Below are 24725 nucleotides of genomic sequence, written 5' to 3'. Positions count from 1 at the left end.
CGTGCTGCCCGTAGCGCGCCGGGATATCAGTTGAAGCATGCTCAGTGCCTCTTTCCCCAGTGCGCTCGTGTCCCGCCTGCGGTGTCAGCTGGATTCCACCAACGCATAGACGCGCGAAAAATCGCCCTTCGCGGCGTCCTGGCGATGGGCCAGGAAGAGGTAGTCGCCATGGTCGGAAAAGCTGAAGTCGGCGCCGCCGCCAGAGGCCAGCTTGAGCAGGACGAACCAACCATCGGGTGCAGCGATGTCGGTCCAGCCTTGCCTGGCCGCATGCTCAGCGGCCAGCGCCTGGATGCTGCGCCATTCGCGCAAGCCGCACACCCCGAACATCTGATGCTGTGGCCCATCACCGACCCGGAAGCTTTCCGCCAGCGCCAGCGCGAAATCGGATAGATCCTCCATTCCCGCATCCGCATCGATGTGTGGATCGCCGCTATCGGCCAAATGCAGGGGCACACTGAGCGATCGTTCCAGCCGCAATGCCTGTGCCGATCGGCTGATGTCATAGTCGGAGGCGAAGACCATCACCGCCTGACCGTCACGCTGGAAGTGCAGGCGTCCGTGTTCGTCGGTTTCGACCGACAATCCGTCCACATTCGTGCCGTTGGCAACGAAGCGCTGCTGCTCACCGTCCCAGGCGACCATGCGCGTTGCCGCTTCGGTGGTGTCGATCGCGTCGTCGGGGAGGGCGTGCGCCACCAGCGCGGTGCTCGGTGGAGTGAACACGACACGCCAATCGGAATAGTCCGATCCAGTGAAAAATGCCAGTAGCCCGGCCTGCGGCAGGGCTTCGGCGCGCTCCGGCAATTCGGACAGGTCGACCTGCGCCAGAAAGTTCAAATACAAACCGCTGGCATCGCGTGGCCAGTCCTGCCCCGCGGCGAGATCCGGGCCGCCTCCGATCCGGCTGATACCGATCCTGTTGGTCTGTGCAATGCCGCGCTCGGTGAGGGACACAGATGGCAATACGATCCCGTGCAGGATCTCGCGCTTGCCATCCAGGCCGAGCATGGCAATGGCTGCATCGAAGCGCGTCTGGACATCGGCAACCGGCGCATGGAGCCGCGTCGCATCAGCGGCGCGTGTCACCGCTTTCTCGCGTGCCTGTTGGGCTTGCGCGGCGGTGTCGATTGCATGCTTGATTCCAGACAGCACTGCCGCCTGTTCGGCGTCGCTTGCGGCTTGCTCCTGGCTGGCCGCGGCGCCCTCCAGCTTCACCTGGATGGAACCGAGCAAGCGCAGGAAGTCTGCTTCGATTGCTGCACGATCGCTCTCACTCGTCATCGCGGTGGCGTGATACCAGGTGCGGCCATCGGGTGCGACCAGCACCGCGCGCAACCGATACCAATCGCGCACGTCCTTCGTCTCCCAATCTTCGAGGCGACCCTTGAGGGTGATGATCTCGCCGGGCATTCCGGCAAAGGTCACTGGCCTGCGCTCGATCACCGGGTCGTCGTCGCGCGTCAATCTGGTCAGCCAGGTCTTTGCCGACAGCTTGCGCTCGGCAGCGGCCGTCCACACACTGATCTGCGGCGAGAACGTGGTCTGCTGCGCGTGTCTGAGACTGATCGAGCCGCCGAACACGCGTGTGTTGTCGAAGATCGGATTGGCTTCGATGGAAAATTCCGCTGTCTGAAGACGTCGCATCATCGCTGTTCTCCGTTTGGACTCCCCACATCTGGAGGGCGAGGTGTCTGCTGCCGGATGATAACGATGCGCGTCGGATGCAGATGTGCAGTCGTGGCGATGCGCGTGATCACGCACGCGACGTGCAAAGCGTCTTGCCGCGGGAGTGGCCGGAAGGCGCCAGCAAGCTTCAGCCCTTGTCACGGCCTAACGCACGAACGGTTCTCTCATCATCCCGCGCGAACTTGCCGTCAGCGTACTGCCCAGAGAACGCAGCGACTGAAACCGTATCGGGGTATCCGCTGCTGCATGTGCAGTGCACCCGCCTGGGCGCGCATAAAAAAACAGCGGCCCGAAAGCCGCTGTTTTCATGCTGACAATGGGCCATTAGCGCACAGGCCAGCCCGATCGATCAGGTGAGGATCAGTGATCGCCACGCGGCTTGTTGCTGTCGTCATCCTTCGCCTCATCGGCGTCGGGCGATTGGGCAACCGGCTTTGCTGGCTCGGACACGGTTACCGTCGGCCTGGGTTTGTCTGCCGCAGTCTCCTGCGTTGCGGCAGGAGTTGTCTGCGCTTCGCTGACCGGCGATGCGGGGTTTACAGCATCGTTGGGGCTCAGCGCATCGAGCAGGGTGGTCTGCACCGGAGCATAGGGCTTGCGCACCGGTGCGGCCTCTGCCGTGGAGCTGGTCGGCACGACCGCGGCAGTGGAAGTGACAGCGACCTCGGCCGACGGTGCCTGCGGAGCAGACGGCGCACCGTGCGGCGCGTTGACCGTGACCACTGCCGCCTGCGCCGTTGGCGTTGCCGCCGCAGGCAGATCGGCAACAGGCTTCACGGCGGTGGCTTGCACCGGCGCCGATTGCACTACAGGCGTTGCAGCGCCTGCCGAAGCAGCGTGCTCCTGCTGGTCGGCTTCCGGTGCAGCGGCCTTGTCGGCCACGGGCGCAGCGGCATTGGCCGATGCGGAGGGCTGGCGTTGAGAGCCGGCCTCAGCCTCTGCTGCTACCGGCATTACAGCAGTCGGTGCCGGTGCCGGTGCCGCAGGCGCAGTAGCTGGAGCCGATGCGGCGGCCGCAGTCCCAGGAGTCGTCGCAGGTACCGCAGGGGATGCCTGGGTGGCGGTCGCCGCGACAGGTGCTGGAGCAGTCACCGGTGCCGGCGCAGCGGAAACCTGCGGGGCGACCGGAGCCGGGCGCTGTTCTACCGATTGCGTTGCGGCAACGTCTGCACCAGCAGCCGTCGACGGCGTCGCGGCCGCGGCAGGCTTGGCAGGTGCCTCGGCGGCAACAGCCGGCGCCGCAGGGCGGACGCGAGTGGCATCCGCTGCGGCCACCGGCGCCGCTGCCGAGGGCTGCGACGACGGCACGGCATTGGAAACCGGCGCGGTGGTCGAGGCCGTCTCGCTGCCGCCTTGCGGCTCTGCACGTTCCTTGGGAACCGGGCGCGGCTTGGCAGCTGCCTGCGTGGCGGCTTCGGGCTTGCGCACGGCAGCTGCCGGCGCGTCGTCGTCGAAGTCGAACTCCGGCTGGCCGGCACGCGGCGCGGCCGAGGCGTGAGCCTGGGAACCGGCATCGTCCCCTTCGCCATCAGCGTCGAGATCGGTGTCGGCATCGCCGTCCAGATCGTCGGCTTCCAAGCCATCGACGCTGCTGCCGCCCTCACCATTGGCACCGGCGCCACGACGACGACGGCGTCCGCCGCGACGGCCGCGACGACGACGGCTTCCGCCTTCGCCATTGGCCGCATCGTCGCCCGAGGCCTCCTGGGCCGGCGCAGCCGCATTCGCGTCGGTGCCGCGGTCGCCAGTGGTTTCGCTCACCACGACCTCGACCGGATGCGCCGGGGTCGCATCGTTGGCATTGCTCTGGGTGTTGACCGGTGCAGCGGCTTCGGCGATGGCAGACACCACGCTCGACGTCGTTGCCGTTGCGGCAGTCGCGGTGGTGGTCTGCGCTGCAGCCGTCGCCTCATCCTGGCGTGCCGGACGCGGCTGACGCTCGGACGGCGCGCCGTCCTGCTGTGCAGGCGCACGCGGCGGGCGCGGGGTCTGATTCTGCGGCTTGGGCTTCTGCTGCTGGGGCTGCTGCGGTTGCTGCTGCTTCGGTGCCTGCGCTTCATTGCGCGGCGGCTTGGGCACCTGCACCTGCTGCTGTGCCTGGGAGCCGTTCTGCGCACCCTGGCCGCTGGCCGGCTGGCGGCGCTCGTCGCGACGCTCCTTGTTGGCAGCGTTGCCGTTGCCATTACCGCCATTGCCGCGGCTCTGGCCGCCATGACGGGCATCGCGCCCGTCGCGGCGTTGACCGCCACGCTCGCCGCGCTCGTTACGATTGTTGCGGCCGGCATCGTTCTGGCGCGGACGCGGGGCCGACTCCGGGGCCGGGGCAACGGGCTCGACGCCGCCGAAGATCCGCTTCAGCCAGCCCACCACGCCGGTGACCGGTGCCGGAATGGGCACGGTCACCACCGGCGCCGGCGCCGCGACAGGCGCAACCGGGGCAGGGGCCTCTTCGCGCACCGGAGCGGGCTGGCTAGGCTTGATCGAAGTCACCGCCGGGGCGGCCGGGATGTTCAACTGCGCCTTGGTCAGCGCATGCACCGGCAACTTGCGCGGGGTGCCGCGCTGGTAGCTCGGCTTGCCGCTGTCTTCGCCCAGTTCGTTCTCGCGCAGGCGCGTGACTTCGTAGTGCGGGGTATGCAGTTGCTCGTCGGCCACGATGATGATCGGCGATTCGTGGCGCTGCTCGATCTCACGCAGTGCGCTGCGCTTTTCGTTGAGCAGGTAGTTGGCGATTTCCACCGGGGCCTGCACCAGCACCTGCCCGGTGTTCTCCTTCATCGCGTGCTCTTCGGCCACGCGGATGATCGACAGCGACAGCGATTCGACGCTGCGCATGCGGCCATGGCCATCGCAACGCGGGCACACGATCTGGCTGGATTCACCCAGGCTCGGACGCAGTCGCTGGCGGCTCATTTCCATCAGGCCGAAGCGCGAGATGCGCCCCAGCTGCACGCGCGCACGGTCGTACTTGAGCGCGTTCTGCAGCCTGTTTTCGACTTCGCGCTGGTGCTTGGACGAGGCCATGTCGATGAAGTCGATGACCACCAGGCCACCCAGGTCGCGCAGGCGCAACTGGCGTGCGACTTCTTCGGCCGCTTCCAGATTGGTCTGGAACGCGGTTTCTTCGATATCGCTGCCCTTGGTGGCGCGCGAGGAGTTCACGTCGACGGCGGTCAGCGCTTCGGTCTGGTCCACCACGATCGAGCCGCCCGAGGGCAGGCGCACGTTGCGCTCATAGGCGCCTTCGATCTGCGATTCGATCTGGAAGCGGTTGAACAGCGGGATGTCGTCGGTGTAGTGCTTGAGCTTGCGCAGGCTCTGCGGCATCACCTGCTTCATGAACTCCTGGGCGTCGGCGTACAGTTCCGGCGTATCGACCAGGATTTCGCCAACGTCGGCGCGCAGGTAGTCGCGCAGGGCGCGGATGATCAGGCGCGATTCCTGGTAGATCAGGAACGCCGCCGGCTTGCTCAGTGCAGCCTCGGCGATCGCCTTCCAGGTCTGCAGCAGGTAATCCAGATCCCACTGCAGTTCTTCGGCGTCACGGCCGACACCGGCGGTGCGGATGATCACGCCCATGTCGTCGGGGATATCGAGCTTGTCCAGCGCTTCCTTCAGCGCGGCGCGGTCTTCGCCTTCGATCCGGCGCGAGACGCCACCGGCGCTCGGCGAATTGGGCATCAGCACCATGTAGCGGCCGGCCAGCGAGATGAACGTGGTCAGGGCCGCGCCCTTGTTGCCGCGCTCTTCCTTGTCGACCTGCACGACGATTTCCTGGCCTTCGCGCAGCAGCTCGCGAATGGTCGACTTGTTGTGGTCGACGCCGGCCTGGAAATAATCGCGGGAGATTTCCTTCAGCGGCAGGAAGCCATGGCGCTCGGCGCCATAGTCCACGAACGCCGCCTCGAGGGAGGGCTCGAGCCGGGTGATACGGCCCTTGTAGATGTTGGACTTCTTTTGTTCCTTGGACGGCTGTTCGATGTCGATGTCGTACAGGGTCTGGCCGTCCACAATCGCCACGCGCAGCTCTTCGGCCTGCGTTGCGTTGATCAGCATTCGCTTCATTGTTGCGTTCCTCGCGCGCTCTACCGCGCGGAACGCCGTGACGTTTCGCCTCTGGAACAGGTCGCCGGCCTTTCGCGCAACGCGCGGACAGGCCTGGCTAGGGTTTCCAGCGCTGCAACACCACGGCAGGCCGCGGGAGCGCTTCTTTTAAAGTTTTTAGGTGTTTCAGGGCCGGCGCTGCGTCCGGACGATACCGGGGCCGCGCACGGGACATGTTCAACGCAACGGCCAAAGACCGCAGGCGATGGCCGGGCAGGCCGGTGAGCCGCTAACATGGCCGCCCCGGGGGCGGTGGTCGCGCACTGTGCCGGAATCATCGGAAGTCAGGCTTCTGGCCAATCAACTTCCAACGAAATCAAACCCTTATCTCGCTCGCCGAGTGTAACAGAATAAACAGCCGGATGACCGACCCCCAGCCCCCCAAGCCACCCGCCGACCGTGTGGGCGTGCGCATTCTCAAAGTTCCGGAGGACCGTGCCGGACAGCGGCTGGACAATTTCCTGCTCGGCCAGCTCAAGGGCGCGCCGCGCAGCCTGATCTACAAGTTGGTGCGCAGCGGCCAGGTGCGCGTGAACGGCGGGCGGGCCAAGGCCGAGCGCAAGCTCGAGGGCGGCGAGGAAGTCCGGATTCCACCCGTGCGCATGGGCGAGGAGGGCGCCAAGGCCGCGCCGCCGCCCGCATTCCTGGCCCGGCTGGAGGCGGCGATCGTGTTCGAGGACGCCCGTCTGCTGGCGCTGAACAAGCCCTCCGGTGTGGCCAGCCATGGCGGCAGCGGGATCAGTTTCGGCGCGATCGAAACCTTGCGAGCGCTCCGCCCGAACCAGAGCCTGGAGCTGGTGCACCGGCTGGATCGCGATACCTCCGGCCTGCTGATCGTGGCCAAGAAGCGCTCGGCATTGACCGAACTGCAGGCGCTGATGCGCGAGGACGACCGTGTCGACGGGCGCGGCATCACCAAGCGCTACCTGACCCTGCTGGTCGGGCGCATGCCCGATGGGGTAATGACGGTCGATGCGTCCCTGCATATCGGCCTGCGCCAGGGTGGCGAGCGGCACGTGCAGGTGAATGCGATCGGCAAGCCCTCGCTGAGCCACTTCAAGTTGCTGGAGCGGCGCGGGGGGCATTCATATTGCGAGGTCCGCATCGAGACCGGTCGTACCCACCAGATCCGCGTGCATGCCCAGCATCTGGGCCACCCGGTGGCCGGCGACGACAAATATGGCGAAACCGAGGTCAACAAGCGCCTGCGCGACCAGCTTGGCCTGAAGCGGTTGTTTCTGCACGCCGCATCGCTGGAGTTCGCGCTCGACGCTGGCAAGACCCCTTACGTGCTCAGCGCGCCGCTGGCGCCGGAGCTGGCCGAAGCGCTGGATCGGCTGGGGCGCTGACCCGGGCGCTGCGCGCGCCCGCGCTTTGGGTCCGGAGATGACTTATAAGGTGGTGCTGCGCACTGGATCTTGACTCCCTTGCTGGGCCACGTAGCGAGGGGCTTCTAACAAGAAGCTCCATGCCCACCTGCTGACGATCCTCGGTTCAACGCTGTGCCTCGGCTATCGGAGCGATCGTCATGCTGCCGCGGTGCTTGCGCTTACACGCGCTGCGGGTACGCTTCTGACCGATCCATGAGATGTTCTTCAGCTGTCGCGGCGATGGTCGTGATGCTGCGACGGTTGCGAATGCGGGCGCTGAGCATGCGTTTCGGCTGGCCGGGCAGGGGCCTGGTGCGGTGCGGTAAACGACGCCACCCGCTGCGGATGCTGCTGCGGTGGCGCCTGCACCACCTGATGTTGAACCGGTCGCGATGGCTGCAGCCCATGCTCGACACGTTGCGGTTCCACGAACGCGGCATGTTGCTGAGGCACAGCGATTGATTGTCCACGCACGGGGGCATTGCGCAGCTGCGACGCCTCCGGTTCCGGCTGTCTGGCCCCACGCGGTTGCTGGTTGGCGAAGGCCTCGCGCGGTGGCAGCGTAGTGCGCGGCGCAGGTTCGATGGCTGTCAGGCTTGGGGGCGCCGTCTGCGAGGAGCGTGGCGGCTGAGGCATCGCCGAACGCTGGCGCCGCGTGCTCTGCAATGCAGTCGTCCGGGCGTCCAGGTGTCGGGTGTCCGGATGATCGGCTGAAGCGACCATCGGGGCAGGGGCATTCTGCCCGTGCGGCGCCACCTGAGCTGGTGGCAGAGTGGCTGGGAGCGGGGAGGGCGCATGCGTGGCCACCGGGCGGCCTGGCTGCAACATCTGTGCATTGAAGCGCGGCGCAGACAGATGCGCGTAGTCGGGCGTGCGATGTGTGTCGCTTGGCGCAGATGCAAATGCGCCGGGACGTCGCGCAGCCGGCAAGGATTGCGCGATTGCCGGCAGCGTGACCGGCGCAGCCATGTGCGACCCCGGGACTGGTGCGAGCACCACTGCCGCACCAGGCGCAGACGGCAGCGCGCTGTTCGACCAGCGACGTTGGTCCTGATGCACATAAGAGCGGGCATCGATATAGCTAGTGCGGTTGTTGATGATGGTGGTGCGCGGCGCGTAGACATGCTGCTGGTAGACCACGTAATGCGGCGCTGCAGGCGGCGCATTCCAGTCCACGCCCCAGCTGTTCCAGCCCCAGCGATGCCATGCGGGCGCCGGGGTTGCCCAACCAAACCAGCCATGATGGTGTTCCAGCGCAATGCCGACCAGGATGCCGACGCCGAAGGACACCACGCCGGTAGTCACCACGTCGCTGTGGTCATACCAACGCACCGGGTGATAGCGATAGGTGCGTTCCACATAGACCGGTGTGCCGTAGACCACGCCTGGGTCGTAGCGCGGCACGTAGACCACGTCCGGTTGCGCCGGTTCGATGGTGATCACTTGCGTGGGTGGCGGCACGCGGCCCGCGTCTAGGATCGGCGTGACCACCACATGCCGCGCCACCTGCACCTGCTGTTGCGGCGTACTGCGCAGGTGACCACTGGCCTGCGCGCGCTGGCGCATGATCTGCACCGCGTTGAGCACGTCATTGGGATCGTGCGCGTAGGCATCGCCCAGCGCCCGTGTCCAGTCGAGATTGCCGGCAAGCTGGTCCACAACGTCCGGAAAGGCGGTCAGCGCCTTGATGCTGGGGTCCCAGGATTGCGAGACGGTGGCCTGCGCGCGGTCGCTGGCGCTCAGGCTGCCATGACTGCGCAACCAGTCCTGTGCGGCGATGATTTGATCCGGGTACACCGAGGCCGCCAGCGTCTGCGCCAGCAGCTTGTCGGGAAACAGGGCGATTGGAGCGACCAGCTGGTAGAGCTGGTCGGCAGTTGGCGGCGTATACGCAGGTGCTGCGGCAACTGGAGGCGATGGATCGGAGGGCGGCGCTGCCGTCTGCGAGGGTGGGTGACGCTGGCAGCCGCCAAGCACCATGGCGCCGGTGGATGCGATGGCGAGCGCCCAAGCCAGGCGTTCCCAGGACTGTGTGCGTTGCATACGGCACCTCGCTCAGTGCGCGTGGATGACGCGCGTACCATGCGCCGCGTTGAATGTCTGGAAGCTTGCTGGATCGGTGGTGTGGCATACGCGCGCAGCCGCGTTAAGCATGCAGGCGGTCAATCGTCGGCGAACCGACGCGCCGCATCGCCCGCTTATTAAAAGCGCGTTGAAAGTGCGTTCGAATTAGCTGGGGAGGCTGCTCGTACCAGCTTGCAATGTGCGGAGGACCTGGCAGCTTCCGTGGCGTTCGCTTGTGGCCCAAGCGCGCTGATTGATGCGGTCATCGGTGATGCAGGTGCTGGGAGTGGGGGGGCACCCGCGAGCGTGTGGAGCACCGCTCATCGATGTTCCCAACCATGCCCGATCGATATCGTCACGCCGCCGAGCCCTCCGTCACCCACATCTGACTGTTGTCATCAGGGTTGGCAATCAGTGCAATGCTGGCCGACTCGCAGCATCCGCTATCGCGGTGTCGCGCTTGGATCAGCGATCACCGTAAAGCGGTCAGGTGAAGCACCTCAAGGCGCGGCAAAGCGAAACAACACCAGGCTGATGGCGAGCGTGCCCATGCCCGACACCAGGCCATACACGGTCTCGTGACCTTTTGCGTAGCGCTTGGCGGCTGGCAGCAGTTCGTCCAGCGCCAGGAACACCATCACCCCGGAGATCAGCCCGAATACCGTGCCGAACACCGCTTCGGACAGTACGTCCGCCAGCGCCAGATAGCCGATGCCGGCACCGATCGGTTCGGCCAGACCGCTCAACAGGCTGGCGCCGAATGCGTAGAACTTGTTGCGGGTGGCGAAATACACCGGTACCGCGATGGCAATGCCTTCGGGAATGTTATGGATGGCGATGGCGAACGCCAGCGGCATGCCGACGGCCGGGCTTTCCAGGGTGGCGAAGAAGGTCGCCAGGCCTTCGGGGAAATTGTGCGCAGTGATCGCGATCGCGGTCATCAGGCCCACGCGCCGGATGTAGGCGCGGTTGTCGTCGCGAAACTGCGGATCGTCGGTGGACAGGCTCTGGTGCGGGTTGGGCACCAGGCGGTCGATCGCCATGATCAGCACCATGCCCGCCAGAAAGGTCAGCGTGCCGAAGGTAAAACCCAGCGTGTCGTTGTAGGCGTGGGAAAACGCAGCGATCGACTTGTTGAGGATCTCCGACAACGACACGTACACCATCGCGCCGCCGGCAAATGCCAGCCCGAATGCGAGCAGCCGCGGGTTCGGCTTCCTGGCGAACACCACCATGAGACTGCCCAGGCCGGTCGCCAGGCCTGCGGCCAGGGTGACGGAGAGCGCGATCCAGACGTTGTGTGACGACACCTCAAGCATGCGATGGGACGACCTCGTGGAAAGGAGCCTTGTCCTGCGGCAAATGCATCACGCACTCGCCCAGCGGCGGTGCAGGATGGCAATGCCGCAATGACGAACGCGTGGTGCCGCCGGCCCTCGATGAGGCCGATAGTCGCGGCGATGAGTGGCGACGTGTGTGTCGTCACGCAATGCAATGGCGGGCACGTCGGCCCGCCTTGCAGATCGGAATCCCGCCGCCCCGGCAGCGGCCGTGCTCAACCGCCGCGCCGGGCCCGCTCTTCAATGGCGAAGCATTCGTCCGGCCGTGGTACCGGCGGCTTGAAGGCGACCGGCACCTGGATGGTTTGCGGTACCGCCTGCCCATTGCGCGTGGCGGGCTTGAATTGCCATTCGCGCACGCGCTTCAACGCTGCCTCGTCCAGCACTGGCTGGCCGCTGCTCTGGGTCACCGATACATCGGTGGGCTTGCCCTCGGTTCCGATCACCACGCGCAGCACGCTGGTCCCGCCGACGCCGGCGCAGGCCAGCTCGGGGGCGTATTCCGGAGGCGGGGTCTTCAGCGCGGCCAGTTCGGTGGGAGCCACCCTGGGCGCTGCCGGCGGTTGCGAGGGCTTGCCGCAGCTGGTCAGGCTGGCCGCCAGGGTCAGGCCGGCGAGGGCGGCGCGAGACATACTCATGCGGTGACTCCCTGGTCGTAGAGTTGCGCGGCCTTCGCGGCGCAGATGAAGTCGTTTTCGCTCAACCCGCCCACGTCGTGGGTGGAATAGCGCACCACGACCCGGTCGTAGTGCACGCCCAGGTCCGGATGGTGGTCTTCGCGGTGGGCGATCCAGGCCAGCGCATTCACAAAGGCCAGGGTGCGGTAATAGTCGGCAAACCGGAACGTCCGCGTGATCGCGGTACCGGCCTCGGCCAGCTCCCAGCCGGGCACCTGCGGCAGCAGTTCGGCCAGGCGCGCTTCGCCCAGTTTGTGGTCGCTGCCCTTGCGCGGGAGGCAGTGGGCCTGCTCCAGGGGGATCAGATCGGTCATGGCGGTCTCGCAGGGGTGGGCGGACGGCGCCCCGCCAGGATCACGGTGTTCCATGAGCGAGGGCGCATTGAGCGCTAGAATAACCCGCATGATCCAGATATCCGACAAAGCCCAGACCTATTTCCGCAAGCTCATCGAACGCGAGGGCGTGCCCGGCATGGGCGTACGCCTGAGCGCGGTGGACCCGGGGACCCCGCGTGCCGATGCCAGGCTCGAGTTCGCAGAGCCGGCAGATCTCAACGGCGATGAGTGGGCGATCGATTGCGACGGCTTCACCTTATATGTGGTCGCCGCCAGCGTGCCGTGGGTGGATTGTGCCGAGATCGACTACGTCACCCAATCCACCGGCAACCAGCAACTGACCATCAAGGCGCCCAAGATCAAGGGCGAGGCGCCGGCTGAATCGGCATCGATCGTCGAGCGCGTGCGCTGGGTGGTCGAGAACGAGGTCAACCCGCAGCTCGCCTCGCACGGTGGCCGCGTGGCCGTGCAGGAAGTCTCTGCCGATGGCGTGGTGCTGCTGCGCTTCGGCGGCGGTTGCCATGGCTGTGGCATGGCCGATGTCACGCTCAAGCAGGGCATCGAGAAGACCTTGATGGGGCGCGTGCCCGGGGTGACCGCGGTGCGCGATGCGACCGATCACGCCACCGGCGACGCCCCGTACATTCCGCGCGACAGCGCGGCCTGATTCCGCACCACAGGTGACAACGGCTGCCGATCTGCTGCAGGCACTGCGCGCGCGCATGCCGGCCAAGCTCATTCTGGATCGGCGCACCGGGCTGCCATACGGCTGGGCGATCTGGATGCGTAGCCGTGGCGATGCAGCGGCGCCATTCAACGACGACCATGTGATGGATGTGCTGCTGGCGCGTCCATCTGCTGCCGATGGCACTGGCGCTGCGCGGCTGCTGACGCCATTCCAGGCGTTCCGCAGCCTGTGGTGGCAACACTGGGATCCACGCCCGCGCGATCAGCGCACGCAGCACTGGCTCGCCTTGCTGGGCAGCTTGCTGATCCACATCGGCTTTATCGCCTTGCTGATCTGGGTGGTCGCCGTGCGCTGGGCGCCGGAGGAGACCACCCAAGGCGAGGAGTCGCGGGTGCGGATGACGTTCATCGGCGATGGCGCGGCCGAGCAGGGGGGCGGGCAAGGGGAACCGGCCGCTGCCGCGCAGCCTGCTGCCGGCGTGGCTGCCACGGCGCAGAACGCCAGCGCAGCAAGCGGGAACCCGGCCGACGCGACGCCGCCGCCTTCGGTGCCGCCGCAGGCAACCGAACCCACCGAGTCCGCCAGCACGGCGCAGGCGACGGATACTGCATCCGAACCAGCGGTCGCTGCTGCCAGCGAACCGGTGGCGCCCGAGGTGCCGCAAGTGACGGTGCAGGTGCCGCCGGTCACGATCGAATCGCCGTTGCAGGTCACCGAAACACCGATTGCCACGACCGACTTCGTGGTGCCGCCACCGCCGAGCATCACCGTGGCGCCACGTCCGGTGGCGCCTTCGGCACCGCAGATCGAGGTGCGGCAGCGCGACATCCAGACCGTGACCGAGCGGCCGGCACTGCGCGAGCTGCAGCGCCCCGCGCCTACGGTGGCGGTGCGTGCTGCACCGGCGCCGGCGGTACGCGAGCGCGAGATCGTGGTGCCCGACCAACCCCAGCTCAGCGCACCAGTGATCCGGCCGCGCGAGCTCGCGCCCAGTGTGCGCATGCCCGAGGTTGCGGTGCGTGCCACCGAACTGCCCAGCGTGCCAGACCCCACTCCGGTGCCGCCAGCGCCGCCAGCGCAACCGACACCGGCCAAGCCGGCGACCTCGTCGGCGACGGCCAGCCCACCTGCTGCGCAGCCTTCGCCAGCCAGCTCGGCACCACACACCGCGCAGGCCAAATCGGCTACACCTGCGCAAGCCGACAAGGCGGCAGCCGCTTCCGCTGCCACGCCTGCTGCCAGCAGCAAGGCCGGCCCGCAAGCGGCCGACCGTAGCGGCGGCTGGGATGTCGCAGCCAATGCCGACGACTGGAGTAAATCCGACCGCAACCGGCGCGGCGACAGCAGCGGTGCGAACGGCCAACGCGATGGCGTCTTCAACAGCGACGGCAGTGTGCGGGTGGCCGGCAGCGGCGATATCGGCAGCGGCGCAGGCGATCGTGGGCCGCCGGGCAGCGAGACCGACACCTGGACCCGCGACCAGATCGCCCAGGGCGGCACCTGGCTCAAGCGACCGCCGTATGGCTACACGCCGACCTCGCTGGACAAATACTGGATGCCGAACCAGTCGCTGTTGCAGGAATGGGTGCGCCGCGGACTGAAGAAGATCGAGATTCCGATTCCGGGCACCACGACAAAGATCAGCTGCGTGGTGTCGCTGCTGCAGTTTGGTGGCGGCTGCGGTCTCAGTGACCCCAACCTCAACGACCAACCGGCCACCGCCAGGCCGCCGCCGGATGTGCCGTTCAAGCGCGAGTTGCAGGAAGACAACGGAGCGGTGCGGTGATGGCGAATGATCCTGCGGCTCAGTGACCCATGCCGGCGACGCCGCCCAGGGAACTGGCGTCTGCTCCCTGGAGCAACCGGCAGAAAACAGCGGGCATCCGACCCACAAGACGAGATTCAACGGTGACCAGTGGTGGACGCGAATTCCTGAAGTGGCTGGCTGCCTCCTTCATGACAGGCGATCACGTCCTGAAGGTTCTTGCGATTGGATACGTGCCGGTCGTAACAGAACTAGGCCGGGTGGCATTTCCGCTGTTTGCGCTGGTGCTCGCCTACAACCTTGCCCAGCCCCAGGCGGATGTCGAGAAGTCCGTGAAGCGGCTGTTTGTCTGGGGGCTTGTCGCCACGCCGGTTGCAGCCATCGCATTTCAGCGCGTGTTTCCGCTGAACGTTCTGCTGTCCTTTGCATTGGCGGCAGTGTGCATTCTGGCGATCGAGCGCGGCCGCTGGGTGTTCTTTGCCTTATGCGCGCTCCTGGCGCCAGCGGCGGTCGACTATCGATGGAATGGACTGGCGATCGTCCTGTGCGCCTGGGTGTTCTGGCGCAACCCATGGCAGTGGCGCCTGTCCAGGAGCGTATTGGCGCTGGTGCTGATCGTGCTACCGGTGGCGCTGCTGTGCTTGGTCAACGACACCCCCTGGGGATTGCTGGCGCTGCCATTGCTGTTGCTTGCGAAAGTGCGCATACCGGTTCCGCGCTCGCGCCGGGCGTTCTATTTTTACTACGTGGGGCATCTACTGGTATTGAGCCTGCTGTCTTACGCAGTGCTTTGATACCTGCTGACTCCTGCTCTGGGCTACCTAGCCAGCCAACGCAGGCAGGCGACGTCGATACAGGCATTCCAACGTTCGGACCGAACGAAGCGATCATCGCGGCGCGACACGCGCGGGACGCCCGCGCGTGTCGCGTAAACCACACTCACGCTGTCGCGACGGCTTCGCGAACGAAGTGCTCGTAGGTCCGCAACGGGCGACCCAGGATGGCTTCCAGGGTCTGCGGAGCGTTGTCATCCGCCCGCATGCCGATGGCCTGGATGCCGGCCAGCATCAGGCGCAGGTCGTAGGCCAGCCATGAGGGGCTGTGTGCCGCCATCTGCGCTTCGAACGCGGCCACATCGTCGCCGGGGTAGACGATCTCGCGCCCGAGAGCCGCGCTCCAGATCTGCGCCGCAGACGCACCCGTGATGGCGTGCGGGCCCACCAGATCGAGCGTGAGGCGCGGCAGTGGATCGGTTGCGCGGTCGCGTCGCAGCAACTCGGCGACGGCGATGTCTGCGATGTCGCGTGCATCGATCATGGCCACACCTGCTGCGCCGATCGGCATCGGATAGATGCCGTAGTCCTGGATGGTCTGCCGAATCAGGGTGTCGTTCTGCATGAAGTAGGCAGGACGCAGGATCGTGGCTGGAATATCCAGGCTTTCGATCATGCGCTCGACGGTGTGCTTGCCGGTGAAGTGGGGCACGTTGGTGTACTTGTCGGCATGAATCACCGACAGATACACGATGCGCTCGATCCCGGCTTCCTGGGCCAGATTCAAGGCGATCAACGCCTGCGTCACTTCGTCGGGGCTAACCGCGTTCAACAGGAACAGGGTGCGTACAGATGCTAGTGCCGCGCGCATCGCGCCCACATCGGTCAGGTCGGCGACGACCTCGGTGACACCCTTGGGAAAGTTGCGTTTGCCCGGCTGGCGAACCAGCGCCCTGACCTGTGCACCTGCAGTGGCCAGGCCTTCGATGACCAACGAACCGACGGTGCCGGTGGCACCGATAACGAGAATGCTCATGGTGAATCTCCTGCTGTGGATGAAGGACGGACAGCGCGGATGCGCTGCTGGGGTGTTGCCGGCGCGCCGCGTTGGCGTTGCGGTGAACACACTCTATGCCGTTGCGAATACGAAACGAATACCCCAGAATTCAGACACCCGGTTTCAAATGTGAAACACCATGGATCTGAACGCACTGATCGATTTTTCGCTGGTCGCCGCAAGCCAGGGCCTGGGCAAGGCCAGCCGTGCCAGTGGTCGGTCGAAGGCGACGTTGTCGCGCCATATCGCCGAGCTTGAGGAACAACTCGGCGTGCGGCTTGTGGAGCGCAGCGCACGCGGACTCAGGCTGACCGAAGCCGGGCAACTGCTGATGGATCGCACCGAAGCACCGTTGAACGAAGTGGCCGAGGCGATGGCCGCTGCACGCGAGGGACTGTCCGCGCCGCGCGGCAGGTTGCGGGTGGCGGCGCCGGTCCTGTTTTCGCAACTGGCGATGGGGCGGCTTGGTGCCGAGTTTTGTGCCGCCTATCCGGAGATCACGCTGGAGGTGGTGGCCGAAGACCGCATCGTCGACCTGGTCGAAGAGCAGTTCGATGCGGCCATCCGGATCAACCCCGATCCGGATAGCCGCCTGGTCGGCAGGTGCTTCGCCAAGGATCGGCTGATTGTCGTGGCAGCACCAAGCATCGCGATGCCGTCCGCTGGCGCAGTGATACAGGTGCCCGCTGTGGTGACCACGAATTTCCAGCCGACCACCTGGTCGCTCGACGGCGGCCGCCTGCTGCTTGAGCCGATACCGAAGCTTCGCTTCTCCTCGCTGTTGATGGTGCGCGAGGCGGTCGTTGCCGGCGCTGGCGTGGCGCTGATTCCACAATCAATCGCAGGCGCTCAACTTGCATGCGGCGCGTTGCTGCAATGGGGAACAATCTCGGGCAGGGAGGCTTCACTTTGGGTCCTGCACACCTCCAGGCGACTGGCGGCGCCGAAGGTGCGCGCCTTCGTCGATTTCATGTGCGCCCGATATCCGGATGCGGAACTGGTGCTGGATGCGTAGGTGGGGCAACGTCCATGGGGCAGGGCAGTTGCAACGAGCGTTGCCCGGGCGCTCGCTGCCGATTCACGCGATTAATGTGTACCGCATGTCCGCCGAATCAATAAACGGTTGGCTGGTGCCAATAGCTTCGATGAAAGGCGATAACTGCGCTGATTGAGCCCGGCTTCGCTTACCAACACAGCGGCCAATACACGCGCGCTACACTCGTGAGCCATTGAAGGAACGAGGTGCACCGTGATGCTTGAAGGGATTCGCGCACAGTTACGGCGCGTAGCGCCCGACATCGCCAACGCGCTGTTGCCTCCGGCCAGCGAAGCACAACTTGCCGCGCTGGAGTCGGCGCTTGGCCAAGCAGTGCCCGCGGACCTGGCCACGCTGTACCGCGAAAGCGCGGGACTGGACCCTGATGCAACAGCCAACTTTGCGCGCGCACTTTCATTGATGAGCGTGGATGAAGTGCTGGATGCCGTGACGCGCGATCAAAACACTGAGCCCGTTGCAGCACGCTTTGCAGACAAGGGAATTCGGCCGGTGATGGCGACGGGCCGGCAGCGCATTGTCATCGGGACCGATTTTGCCCGTTGCTGCCTGTGTGTGGATCTGATTCCAGGGGTTGGCGGTACTGCTGGGCAAATTGTCTTTCTCGACAGCGAGCATGCTGTCGCGTTGCTGCTGGCGCCATCGATGAGCGAATTTGCACGACAGTTCGAGAGCGATCTGGCCAACGGCAAATACACGCTGGCGGCCGATGCACTGGAAGACGGCGTGCAGTGGCTGCAGGCAGCACGCGAGATCGATGTCTGCAACTGGTACAGCTCACCGACGTGGACGTATGTGGGGCGGTCGTTGGGTGAAGTGTCTGGGCCCAGACCTGGCCCCGAATCGGTTTTTACATAATATACATTATGCGAAATAGGACCGAGATCCGCGTGGGCGCGAATTTGCTCGATCTGGCTTTAGATCAAAAACTTGCTTAACGAACCGCTCCGCTAGCAAAACGGAACTCGCCGCATGAATGACACCTGCGACATGGGCCGTCGCCCGCCGCGCCGGCCTGTCGGAGCCCGGTGCCCAACAGCTGTGCAGAGGATCGGGCATCGCCGCGTCGTCAGGAACCACGTGGAACTCACACGCCCCTGGGCTGGGCCCGTAGGGGCCATGCGCCTACACCCCGGGTCTACAATGCCGGCTCACAGAATCGGGGGCGGCATGGAACGCAGGTATCGAGAAGCAGACTCATCAGACCTATGGTGGCAGATTGCTGTGGGCGGGTTCATCGCGCTGCTAGCGCATAGCATCGTCGTTGGGCTGTACAGCAGGTACGAGACCAGTCAAGCGATGGCACAACTTGAGAGAGAATCGAAACTGGCAACACAACAGATGCAGCGCGCATTTGCACGGAACGTGCAAGCACCGCGAGAAGCGCCCACAGCCGAGGAATACAACCCGCCAAGACCATTGAGAGACGGCGAGCGCTGCTTACAAGGTCGCCGTTTTACACGGGTATCGAACGGTTGGGTGCAGATGCCCCGCGATCCCTGCTGACGCTTTATAGATTATGTGGGGACGAGCGCCCTGCTCTACGCTGTTTCGTGATGCATTGCGTTCTTGTCTCTGACGGAGAATCTCGTCGCGAGTAGTGTGTTACACGATGCTGAGACCCAGTCCGATGCCGAGCATGGCAAAGCACAGGTGCCCGCCGAAGAGGATGGCCTGCCCAAAGGGCTCACGTTGCCACGGATGTGCTGGGTCACGAAATCCCAGTCGGTCTGGTCACGCATTGCCATTTCCAGGCGCACTGGGCAATTGACTCGCTTCGGAGCCCGGCATATACGTCGAAGCAACCTACTACTACATCTGCAGAGGGCCTGAAGAGAAACCAAAAGAGCGCCCTTGATCTCCAGGTGTGCCTAGACGCAAGGACTGCGCGAACCGATGCAGTTTTCGTCGCCACCAGGACGGATGGATGCGCTTCATACGCATGCAATCTCGCCACCCAGCCGAATGCTAGGACATCCATGGAGAAGGTTTGTATGAGCGCGACCGTACCGCATGCCACATTGGGAGTTATTCCCGAAGCTCCCCGACAGATCACCGGACAACCGCTTGCCGATCTCGAAGCCGACAGGGCCGCGCTACAGGCCTTGGTCCAGGCCGCTGTCAACGTAGAGCTATTCACGGTACCGCTGTACATGTGCACGATGAAATCCATCCAAGGCACACACGCGATCAATGCGGATGGCATTTCTTATTATAAGGGCCGCCGCTGGCCAGGTATGGCGACCAAGCCAACACCACCGGGCGCGCCCGTTTCGCAACGCGCCTACAACCTGCTGTTCTCGGTCTTTATCGACGAGATGCTGCATCTTCAAATGGCCGCCAATCTGTGCGGCGCAGTCGGGGTAACGCCGACGTTCAATAGCCCGCTACTGCAAGACGCCAATTACAACTGGATCTGCTACGGCCCCTCGCAGACGGTCATTCCGCACATCATCGACCTGCAAGACCTGGAAGACGGCACAGTGGGCAGCGGATTGACCGTCGACCTTGCAGGACTGACACAGGCGCAAGTAGAGCTTTTCAAGGTGATCGAGGAAAGCCACGACACCGCACGCGCCAAGATCAAGCCATCAGTGCTTGAAACAACCTATTTCCCGACCGTGCCGTTCAATGGCTGGACTGCGACGAATACGGAAGTGGACCTGCCGAAATTCGGAACCATCGGCTGGATGTATTTTTGCATCTTCCAATACATCACGCTCAAATACGAAGACGGCCAGACCTTGTGGGAAAAGGTGTTTGCAGGCCCCACAGGTCAGCGCGATTTGTTCAATGGCGTCACCAGCAAGATCCAAAAGGAATACCCCCAACTCCTTACCCAGATCACCGAGACTCATCCGCTGGCGGCCGCCGCGCAGGCGATCTACATGATGTATGCCATCTGCGATCAGGGCGAGGGCGGAATCGACTGGAAGATTACCAGCGCATTTCTCGGGATGATCCACGAGCGTGCATTGGAAACCGGAATTCAGCTGGCGACTCTCGATAGCGTGCTTGTGCAGTTCCAGCCAGACGAGGCGGCGTTGGCAAACAACTATCCTTCCTACACCGATACAGGCGGGCCTGCACCGTCGGCAGATGCGGCCGCGAGATCAAGCAATGGCGGGCAAGATCATTACGAACGCTTCGAGCATCTGCTTGGTATGGTCGGCAAGGTGGAAACGTGGAGCCAATGGCATGCAGTGCCAGGCAATGTCTGGAACGAGGCGCTGCTCACCAGTGCCGATTTCGACCCTGCCACTGCGCCGACCAACATCCCCAAGCCATCGGAGGTGGCGACGGCTCTCAACAACTTGAAGCTGGTCGATCCAGTCGGCCTGGACAATGTCGCACAAGGCTCGCTTGCCGGCATCACCACCGTGCTGACCAAATCCTGGGGCGATCTGTCTGTCGACTTCCCGTTTCCCTCCATGGTCGGCTCGGGTGACCGGATGGGGCTGTATTGGGCCGTGTATGGCAGCGCGCCAACCCTGCGGCAAGGAGTGGCGGCGCAGCCTACCAGCGCCCTGCAACATGCCTGCCAGGGCCTGGCACTGGATGCATCCGGCGGGACCTGTGCGGCACCGGCCATCTATCACAGCTGCAAGGGCTCCAACACCTGCGCCACCCAGGGAGGCTGCGGCTTTGTTCACGGCGTGAGCGGCGGTGGCAACTGCTCGCAGTCGATCGGAGGACGCGGCGGGTGTGGCCAATCTGCGCCACGTGCTGCTGCGGGAGGTGGCACCTGCGGCCTGCCGGACTTCTTCAGCGCGCCCGCAGACAACAAATGCGCAGGATTGGGTGGATGCGCCGTGCCCATCTCCGCCTCGCAGTTGTATCCCAAAGCCGGCACGATGGAGCTGTTCGATTTCACCGGTTCGGACAACACTCCCACGCCGATAGCGAAACTACCCTTCGCTCTGGGCGATTCGGTCTACGACATCGCCTGGCAGGCATTCGAGAAGGTCATGGCCAACCGCCAACTGCCGCCCGGTACCAAGCCCAGTCCGACGGACCTGCGCATCGCCCTGCCGCCTTCCACCTGACCGGCCGACACGGCAATGCACGCATGTCCGACGCAGTCGCACCATGTCCAGGGCACGGTGCAAGAACGCACGCCCCTACCCCGCCTGGGCTTGCCCAACCTCGGTTTCGGTGTAGGACTTCGTCCGCAGCATCTCCCGGCCATCCTGGCCGGGGGAGCGCGGGTGGATTGGTTCGAAATCATTTCCGAGAACTATCTCGATGACGCCGGCTACCAGCGCGCCATGTTGAGCAAACTGGCGGCCGAGGTTCCCATCGTGATGCATGGCGTCAGCTTGTCGATCGGTTCGGAAACGCCGCTCGACACCGCTTACCTGCACAAGCTCAAACAACTGGCGGAAGACATCAACGCCGTCTGGGTGTCCGATCATCTGTGCTGGACCGGACTCGGTTCGCACAACTCCCATGACCTTCTCCCCCTGCCCTTCAATGCAGAGTCGCTCGCTCATGTGCGCGACCGGGTTCTGCAGGTGCAGGACGTGCTCGGCAGAGCGCTGGTGCTGGAAAACCCATCCAGCTACGTCCAATTTCATACATCGACCATGCCGGAGTGGGAGTTCCTGTCTCGGCTGGCCGAAAGCACCGGTTGCGGCATCCTGCTGGACGTCAACAATGTCTATGTGAGTGCTCACAACCATCGCTTCGACCCAGAGGCGTATCTTCGCTCGCTGCCGCACCGGCAGCTGGTGCAAATCCACTTGGCAGGACCGACGCAATACGGCGACTGCCTGGTCGACACGCACGACCACCCCGTGCCCGGCCGCGTGTGGGAGCTGTACGCACTTGCGCAGCGACTGACCGGCGGCGTCTCCACACTGCTGGAATGGGACGCCAACTTGCCTGACTACGACGGGCTCCTGGGCGAGCTGGACAAGGCGCGCCAGGTCATGGAAGGCAGCATGCCGGCGATGGCACTTCCGGTCGCCGCCGAGCAGGCAGTGTCCACGCCCCTCCACCATCCCCAGGTGGAGCGTCTGGATGCTTGATTCTTCAACAGGCGATCAGGGCGCAACTCCGCTTGTCGAGGTGCAACGCTGGATGCTGACGGCAACCACACATGCCGCGGGCCTGAAAGAAGGGCTTAGAACCGCGCATGCCGGACACGGCCTGGATATCCACGCCCTCGTTGCTACGCCTGCTGGTGTCGACCCGCACGCAAGGCTGGCCATCTACGCCAATGGCTATTGGCTCAGGCTGATCGAATGCCTGCAATCCGACTATCCAACGCTATCGCGCCTGCTTGGCCGGGAACTGTTTGCGTTCTTCGCACGCGCATATTTGAGCGAACATCCCTCCCGCTCTCCCACCTTGCATGCGCTGGGTGCAGGCCTCCCGCACTTTCTTCGCGCCTCCCAACGGTCTCGCCCCGGGCAGCAACGCCAACGCTTTCCGCTCGAGCTGGCTTGGATCGAGCGGGCACTCTCCGAGGCCAGCCGCGTGCGCGGACTGGAAGAAGCGGACCTTGATGCACGGATGGATGCAGCGACGCTCGCAATGGGAGTGCCCTGCGTTGTGCGCCTGCCTGCGACCACCAGGCTGGCCATCGTGTCGCACACTCTGGAGAGCTTTCGGAGGTGGCTGTCGGGCGAAAGCCCGAATGAATCCCCTGTCGCTGGCAGAACCTTCCTCACCGTGCGCCGTCACCGCTATCGCGTCGGGATCGAATCGCTCACCGACTGGCAATTCTTCGCCTTGCGCCACGCGGCGCGCCGTCCGCGCACGCTCATCGAATGCGCACAGGCGGCGGCACGCCGCACCGGACGAACGGCGGGCGAACTGCACGCCCTGCTTGCGCTATGGCTGCCTACTGCGCAGGCATCGAGCTTGTTGGAACTGATATCTCCATCCCCAGCCGCTCAACCCACCCACGTGTAGACCTGCTCAACATTCCGACAAGGACATTCGCCATGCCCAGCGTTACCGCACCGTTGTTGGACGCGCACTATCACCGCAGCTTCGGCGCGCTGGCCGGATACCTTCCGGAAGATCGCAGCGGGCTGGCCTCGTGGCATGCGCTCATTCGCGAAAAAGCTGGCCGGCTGCACAGCACTCACGGACCTGGCTACGTCAACCAGGCGGTGCAGGATCTGGCCGACCTGATCGACGCCAACGGCATCGTGCGCATGTATGTCACCGAGGCTATCGACCAAACCAGTGCTTTTACGAAAAACATTTCCTCCATCCAGGACATGCTGGCCCAGCTCGATGTCATCTGCACCACGGCGCCCGAATACAACGTCGACAAGAACGCACGGGTGCTGTTCCCGATGTCGGCGCTGTTTGTCGACATGATGGCCACGCCCGCAGGCAAAGCCCTGTTCCGACTCGAATCATTCAATGAAGCACTGAGGGCGATCCTGAAGACATGGGCGGCGTATCTCGACAGCCAGGCCAGCTGCTGGGTGCTCAACCGAGATCCCAATGTCGGCTGGCTGGGCACGGCTGCCATCGCCGAATTCAAGCTTGCCGATTTCTTGATTGATTGGGACGCAGAACACGGCGGCTTTCAGTCCTACAATGACTTTTTTCATCGCGAAATCCAGGCCAGTTGTCGCCCGCTGGCTGGACAAGGCGACGCCAGCATCATCACCTCGCCCAACGACGGCACGGTGTATCGCATCGCAACCAACGTGCAACAGAGCACCGTGTTCTGGATCAAGGAACAGAGCTACTCCCTGCAAGACATGCTCGGCAACCCTGATGCAGCGCTGCTGCAGCGCTTTGTAGGAGGCACGGTGGTGCAGATCTTCTTGAGTGGAGCGGACTACCACCGCTGGCACGCGCCGGTAGATGGCGTGGTCACTTACAAGAATGTCGACGGACTGCTTTTCAGCGAAAACGAAGACAGCGGCTTCGATCCGGACGCAGGTGTGACATCGCAAGTCTATGGATCGGCAGTCAACAATCGAGGCATTGTCTCCATTGCTGCCGACGATGCACGCCTGGGCACCGTCTTCGTGATGCCGATCGGCATCACGGAAATCTCCTCACTGACGCAGACTGCTGCCGATGGCCAGCACGTCAGCAAGGGCGATGAGCTGGGCTACTTCAACTACGGTGGCTCGACGCTTTGCCTGGTGTTCGAGAAAAGCGTTTCACTGAATTTCGGCACCTTGCAACCGAACCAGACCATCGACGTCAATGCAGAGCTTGCAAGATTAAACACGCCTGTTTGACGCCGCGCGCGAGCTCGATGCAACTTGCCGGCCTGCCGCCAACGTTGATCCAGACCGCCGAACTGGACGTGCTGCGCGACGAAGGCGAGGCCTTCGGCCGCAAGCTGGACCAGCCGGCGTGGAAGTGACCGTGACGCGCTACAAGGGGCTGATTCATGATTACGGCCTGCTCAACGCCTTGCGCGAGGTCCCCGCGGTATGCAATGCCATCCACCAGGCTGGCGATGGGTTGCGCGAACATCTGAAGTAAGCACCGCCGGTTCGGGGCTGCAGCAATCGCCTGCCGAGCAGGCGTTCGCTGCAATGTGCCGGAGCAGCCTGGCGATCTGGCGACATGGATCTTGCCATCCGGCGGATGCTGCGGCACTGCGGGATGAACAGTGGAACCGGGCCAGTGAGTCCCGCCACAACCGTTGCCGACTAACCGCCCTGCTCGATGGCATCTGCCCGCGACACCGCGCCGTCGCGTTACCGTCCGCAGGAAGATTCAATCTCGGCATCGCTGTTTGATGTGGTCACGGATCGGTGCCGACAACACCTGCAACTATCGGTCGTTGATGTGCTGACATGCGGCTCCACCGTGGAGGCA

At 64.5% G+C, this 24725-nt stretch carries 17 protein-coding genes and 1 pseudogene; 11 read left to right on the top strand and 7 right to left on the bottom strand.

Going from position 1 to position 24725, the window contains the following annotated elements:
* Positions 1 to 84: 84 nt before the first annotated feature.
* Together HG421_RS08705 and HG421_RS08700 are read right to left on the bottom strand one after the other, a co-directional pair.
* Positions 85 to 1764: a DUF1963 domain-containing protein gene (locus tag HG421_RS08705; RefSeq protein ID WP_169706060.1), complete on the bottom strand. Its 1680-nt coding sequence runs from the start codon at positions 1762 to 1764 to the stop codon at positions 85 to 87.
* 285 nt (positions 1765 to 2049) lie between these two features.
* The gene (locus HG421_RS08700; protein ID WP_169708139.1) at positions 2050 to 5745 is read right to left on the bottom strand and encodes an Rne/Rng family ribonuclease; all 3696 of its coding nucleotides are present in this window, start codon (positions 5743 to 5745) and stop codon (positions 2050 to 2052) included.
* A gap of 410 nt (positions 5746 to 6155) precedes the next feature.
* On the opposite strand from HG421_RS08700, the gene HG421_RS08695 reads away from it, so the two are divergent.
* On the top strand, positions 6156 to 7142 hold the full coding sequence (locus HG421_RS08695) for an RluA family pseudouridine synthase (RefSeq protein WP_169706059.1): 987 nt from the start codon (positions 6156 to 6158) through the stop codon (positions 7140 to 7142).
* A 246-nt stretch (positions 7143 to 7388) separates the two neighbouring features.
* Here HG421_RS08695 and HG421_RS08690 read toward each other — a convergent pair whose 3' ends face one another.
* The 4 genes from HG421_RS08690 to HG421_RS08675 all read right to left on the bottom strand — a co-directional run bounded on the left by HG421_RS08690 (position 7389) and on the right by HG421_RS08675 (position 11558).
* Positions 7389 to 9206 (bottom strand): DUF3300 domain-containing protein, encoded by a 1818-nt coding sequence (locus HG421_RS08690; RefSeq protein WP_169706058.1) that lies wholly within the window; start codon positions 9204 to 9206, stop codon positions 7389 to 7391.
* Positions 9207 to 9727: 521 nt separating this feature from the next.
* Complete coding sequence (zupT, locus tag HG421_RS08685; RefSeq protein ID WP_169706057.1) at positions 9728 to 10546, bottom strand: zinc transporter ZupT; 819 nt, start codon at positions 10544 to 10546, stop codon at positions 9728 to 9730.
* 236 nt (positions 10547 to 10782) lie between these two features.
* Complete coding sequence (locus HG421_RS08680) at positions 10783 to 11205, bottom strand: energy transducer TonB (RefSeq protein WP_169706056.1); 423 nt, start codon at positions 11203 to 11205, stop codon at positions 10783 to 10785.
* The gene (locus tag HG421_RS08675; protein ID WP_104604852.1) at positions 11202 to 11558 is read right to left on the bottom strand and encodes a 4a-hydroxytetrahydrobiopterin dehydratase; all 357 of its coding nucleotides are present in this window, start codon (positions 11556 to 11558) and stop codon (positions 11202 to 11204) included. The genes HG421_RS08680 and HG421_RS08675 overlap by 4 nt, the downstream gene beginning before the upstream one ends.
* 88 nt (positions 11559 to 11646) lie before the next feature.
* Between HG421_RS08675 and HG421_RS08670 the strand changes: the two genes are divergently transcribed.
* The 3 genes from HG421_RS08670 to HG421_RS08660 all read left to right on the top strand — a co-directional run bounded on the left by HG421_RS08670 (position 11647) and on the right by HG421_RS08660 (position 14826).
* Positions 11647 to 12246, top strand: a complete 600-nt coding sequence (locus tag HG421_RS08670) for an NfuA family Fe-S biogenesis protein (RefSeq protein WP_169706055.1) — start codon at positions 11647 to 11649, stop codon at positions 12244 to 12246.
* A 13-nt stretch (positions 12247 to 12259) separates the two neighbouring features.
* Positions 12260 to 14053 (top strand): transmembrane repetitive protein, encoded by a 1794-nt coding sequence (locus tag HG421_RS08665; RefSeq protein WP_169706054.1) that lies wholly within the window; start codon positions 12260 to 12262, stop codon positions 14051 to 14053.
* Between the two features lie 122 nt (positions 14054 to 14175).
* On the top strand, positions 14176 to 14826 hold the full coding sequence (locus tag HG421_RS08660; protein WP_169706053.1) for a TraX family protein: 651 nt from the start codon (positions 14176 to 14178) through the stop codon (positions 14824 to 14826).
* Positions 14827 to 14971: 145 nt separating this feature from the next.
* On the opposite strand, the gene HG421_RS08655 is transcribed toward HG421_RS08660, so the two are convergent.
* Entirely contained in the window at positions 14972 to 15841 is an 870-nt protein-coding gene (locus HG421_RS08655; RefSeq protein ID WP_169706052.1) for an NmrA/HSCARG family protein, read from the bottom strand.
* Between the two features lie 160 nt (positions 15842 to 16001).
* Between HG421_RS08655 and HG421_RS08650 the strand changes: the two genes are divergently transcribed.
* From HG421_RS08650 to HG421_RS08615, 7 genes and pseudogenes are all read left to right on the top strand, one after another.
* A complete protein-coding gene (locus HG421_RS08650; protein WP_169706051.1) occupies positions 16002 to 16877 on the top strand; it encodes a LysR family transcriptional regulator in 876 nt (291 codons plus the stop codon).
* A 237-nt stretch (positions 16878 to 17114) separates the two neighbouring features.
* Positions 17115 to 17774, top strand: a complete 660-nt coding sequence (locus HG421_RS08645) for an SMI1/KNR4 family protein (protein WP_169706050.1) — start codon at positions 17115 to 17117, stop codon at positions 17772 to 17774.
* Positions 17775 to 18910: 1136 nt separating this feature from the next.
* Positions 18911 to 20962, top strand: coding sequence for a ferritin-like domain-containing protein (locus HG421_RS08640; protein ID WP_169706049.1), 2052 nt, complete (start codon positions 18911 to 18913; stop codon positions 20960 to 20962).
* A 15-nt stretch (positions 20963 to 20977) separates the two neighbouring features.
* Entirely contained in the window at positions 20978 to 21946 is a 969-nt protein-coding gene (bufB, locus tag HG421_RS08635) for an MNIO family bufferin maturase (RefSeq protein ID WP_169706048.1), read from the top strand.
* A complete protein-coding gene (locus tag HG421_RS08630) occupies positions 21939 to 22835 on the top strand; it encodes a DNA-binding domain-containing protein (RefSeq protein WP_248279487.1) in 897 nt (298 codons plus the stop codon). Before bufB ends, HG421_RS08630 begins: the two co-directional genes overlap by 8 nt.
* 32 nt (positions 22836 to 22867) lie before the next feature.
* A complete protein-coding gene (locus HG421_RS21075; protein ID WP_211161796.1) occupies positions 22868 to 24136 on the top strand; it encodes a phosphatidylserine decarboxylase family protein in 1269 nt (422 codons plus the stop codon).
* A gap of 8 nt (positions 24137 to 24144) precedes the next feature.
* A pseudogene (locus HG421_RS08615) lies at positions 24145 to 24386 on the top strand (alpha/beta hydrolase); the annotation flags it as partial.
* Positions 24387 to 24725 lie beyond the last annotated feature (339 nt).

This window comes from Xanthomonas campestris pv. badrii, from assembly GCF_012848175.1.
Lineage (GTDB): Bacteria > Pseudomonadota > Gammaproteobacteria > Xanthomonadales > Xanthomonadaceae > Xanthomonas > Xanthomonas campestris_C.
Note: the sequence above shows the minus strand (reverse complement) of the source record. Positions and strands in the feature narration are given on the sequence as shown.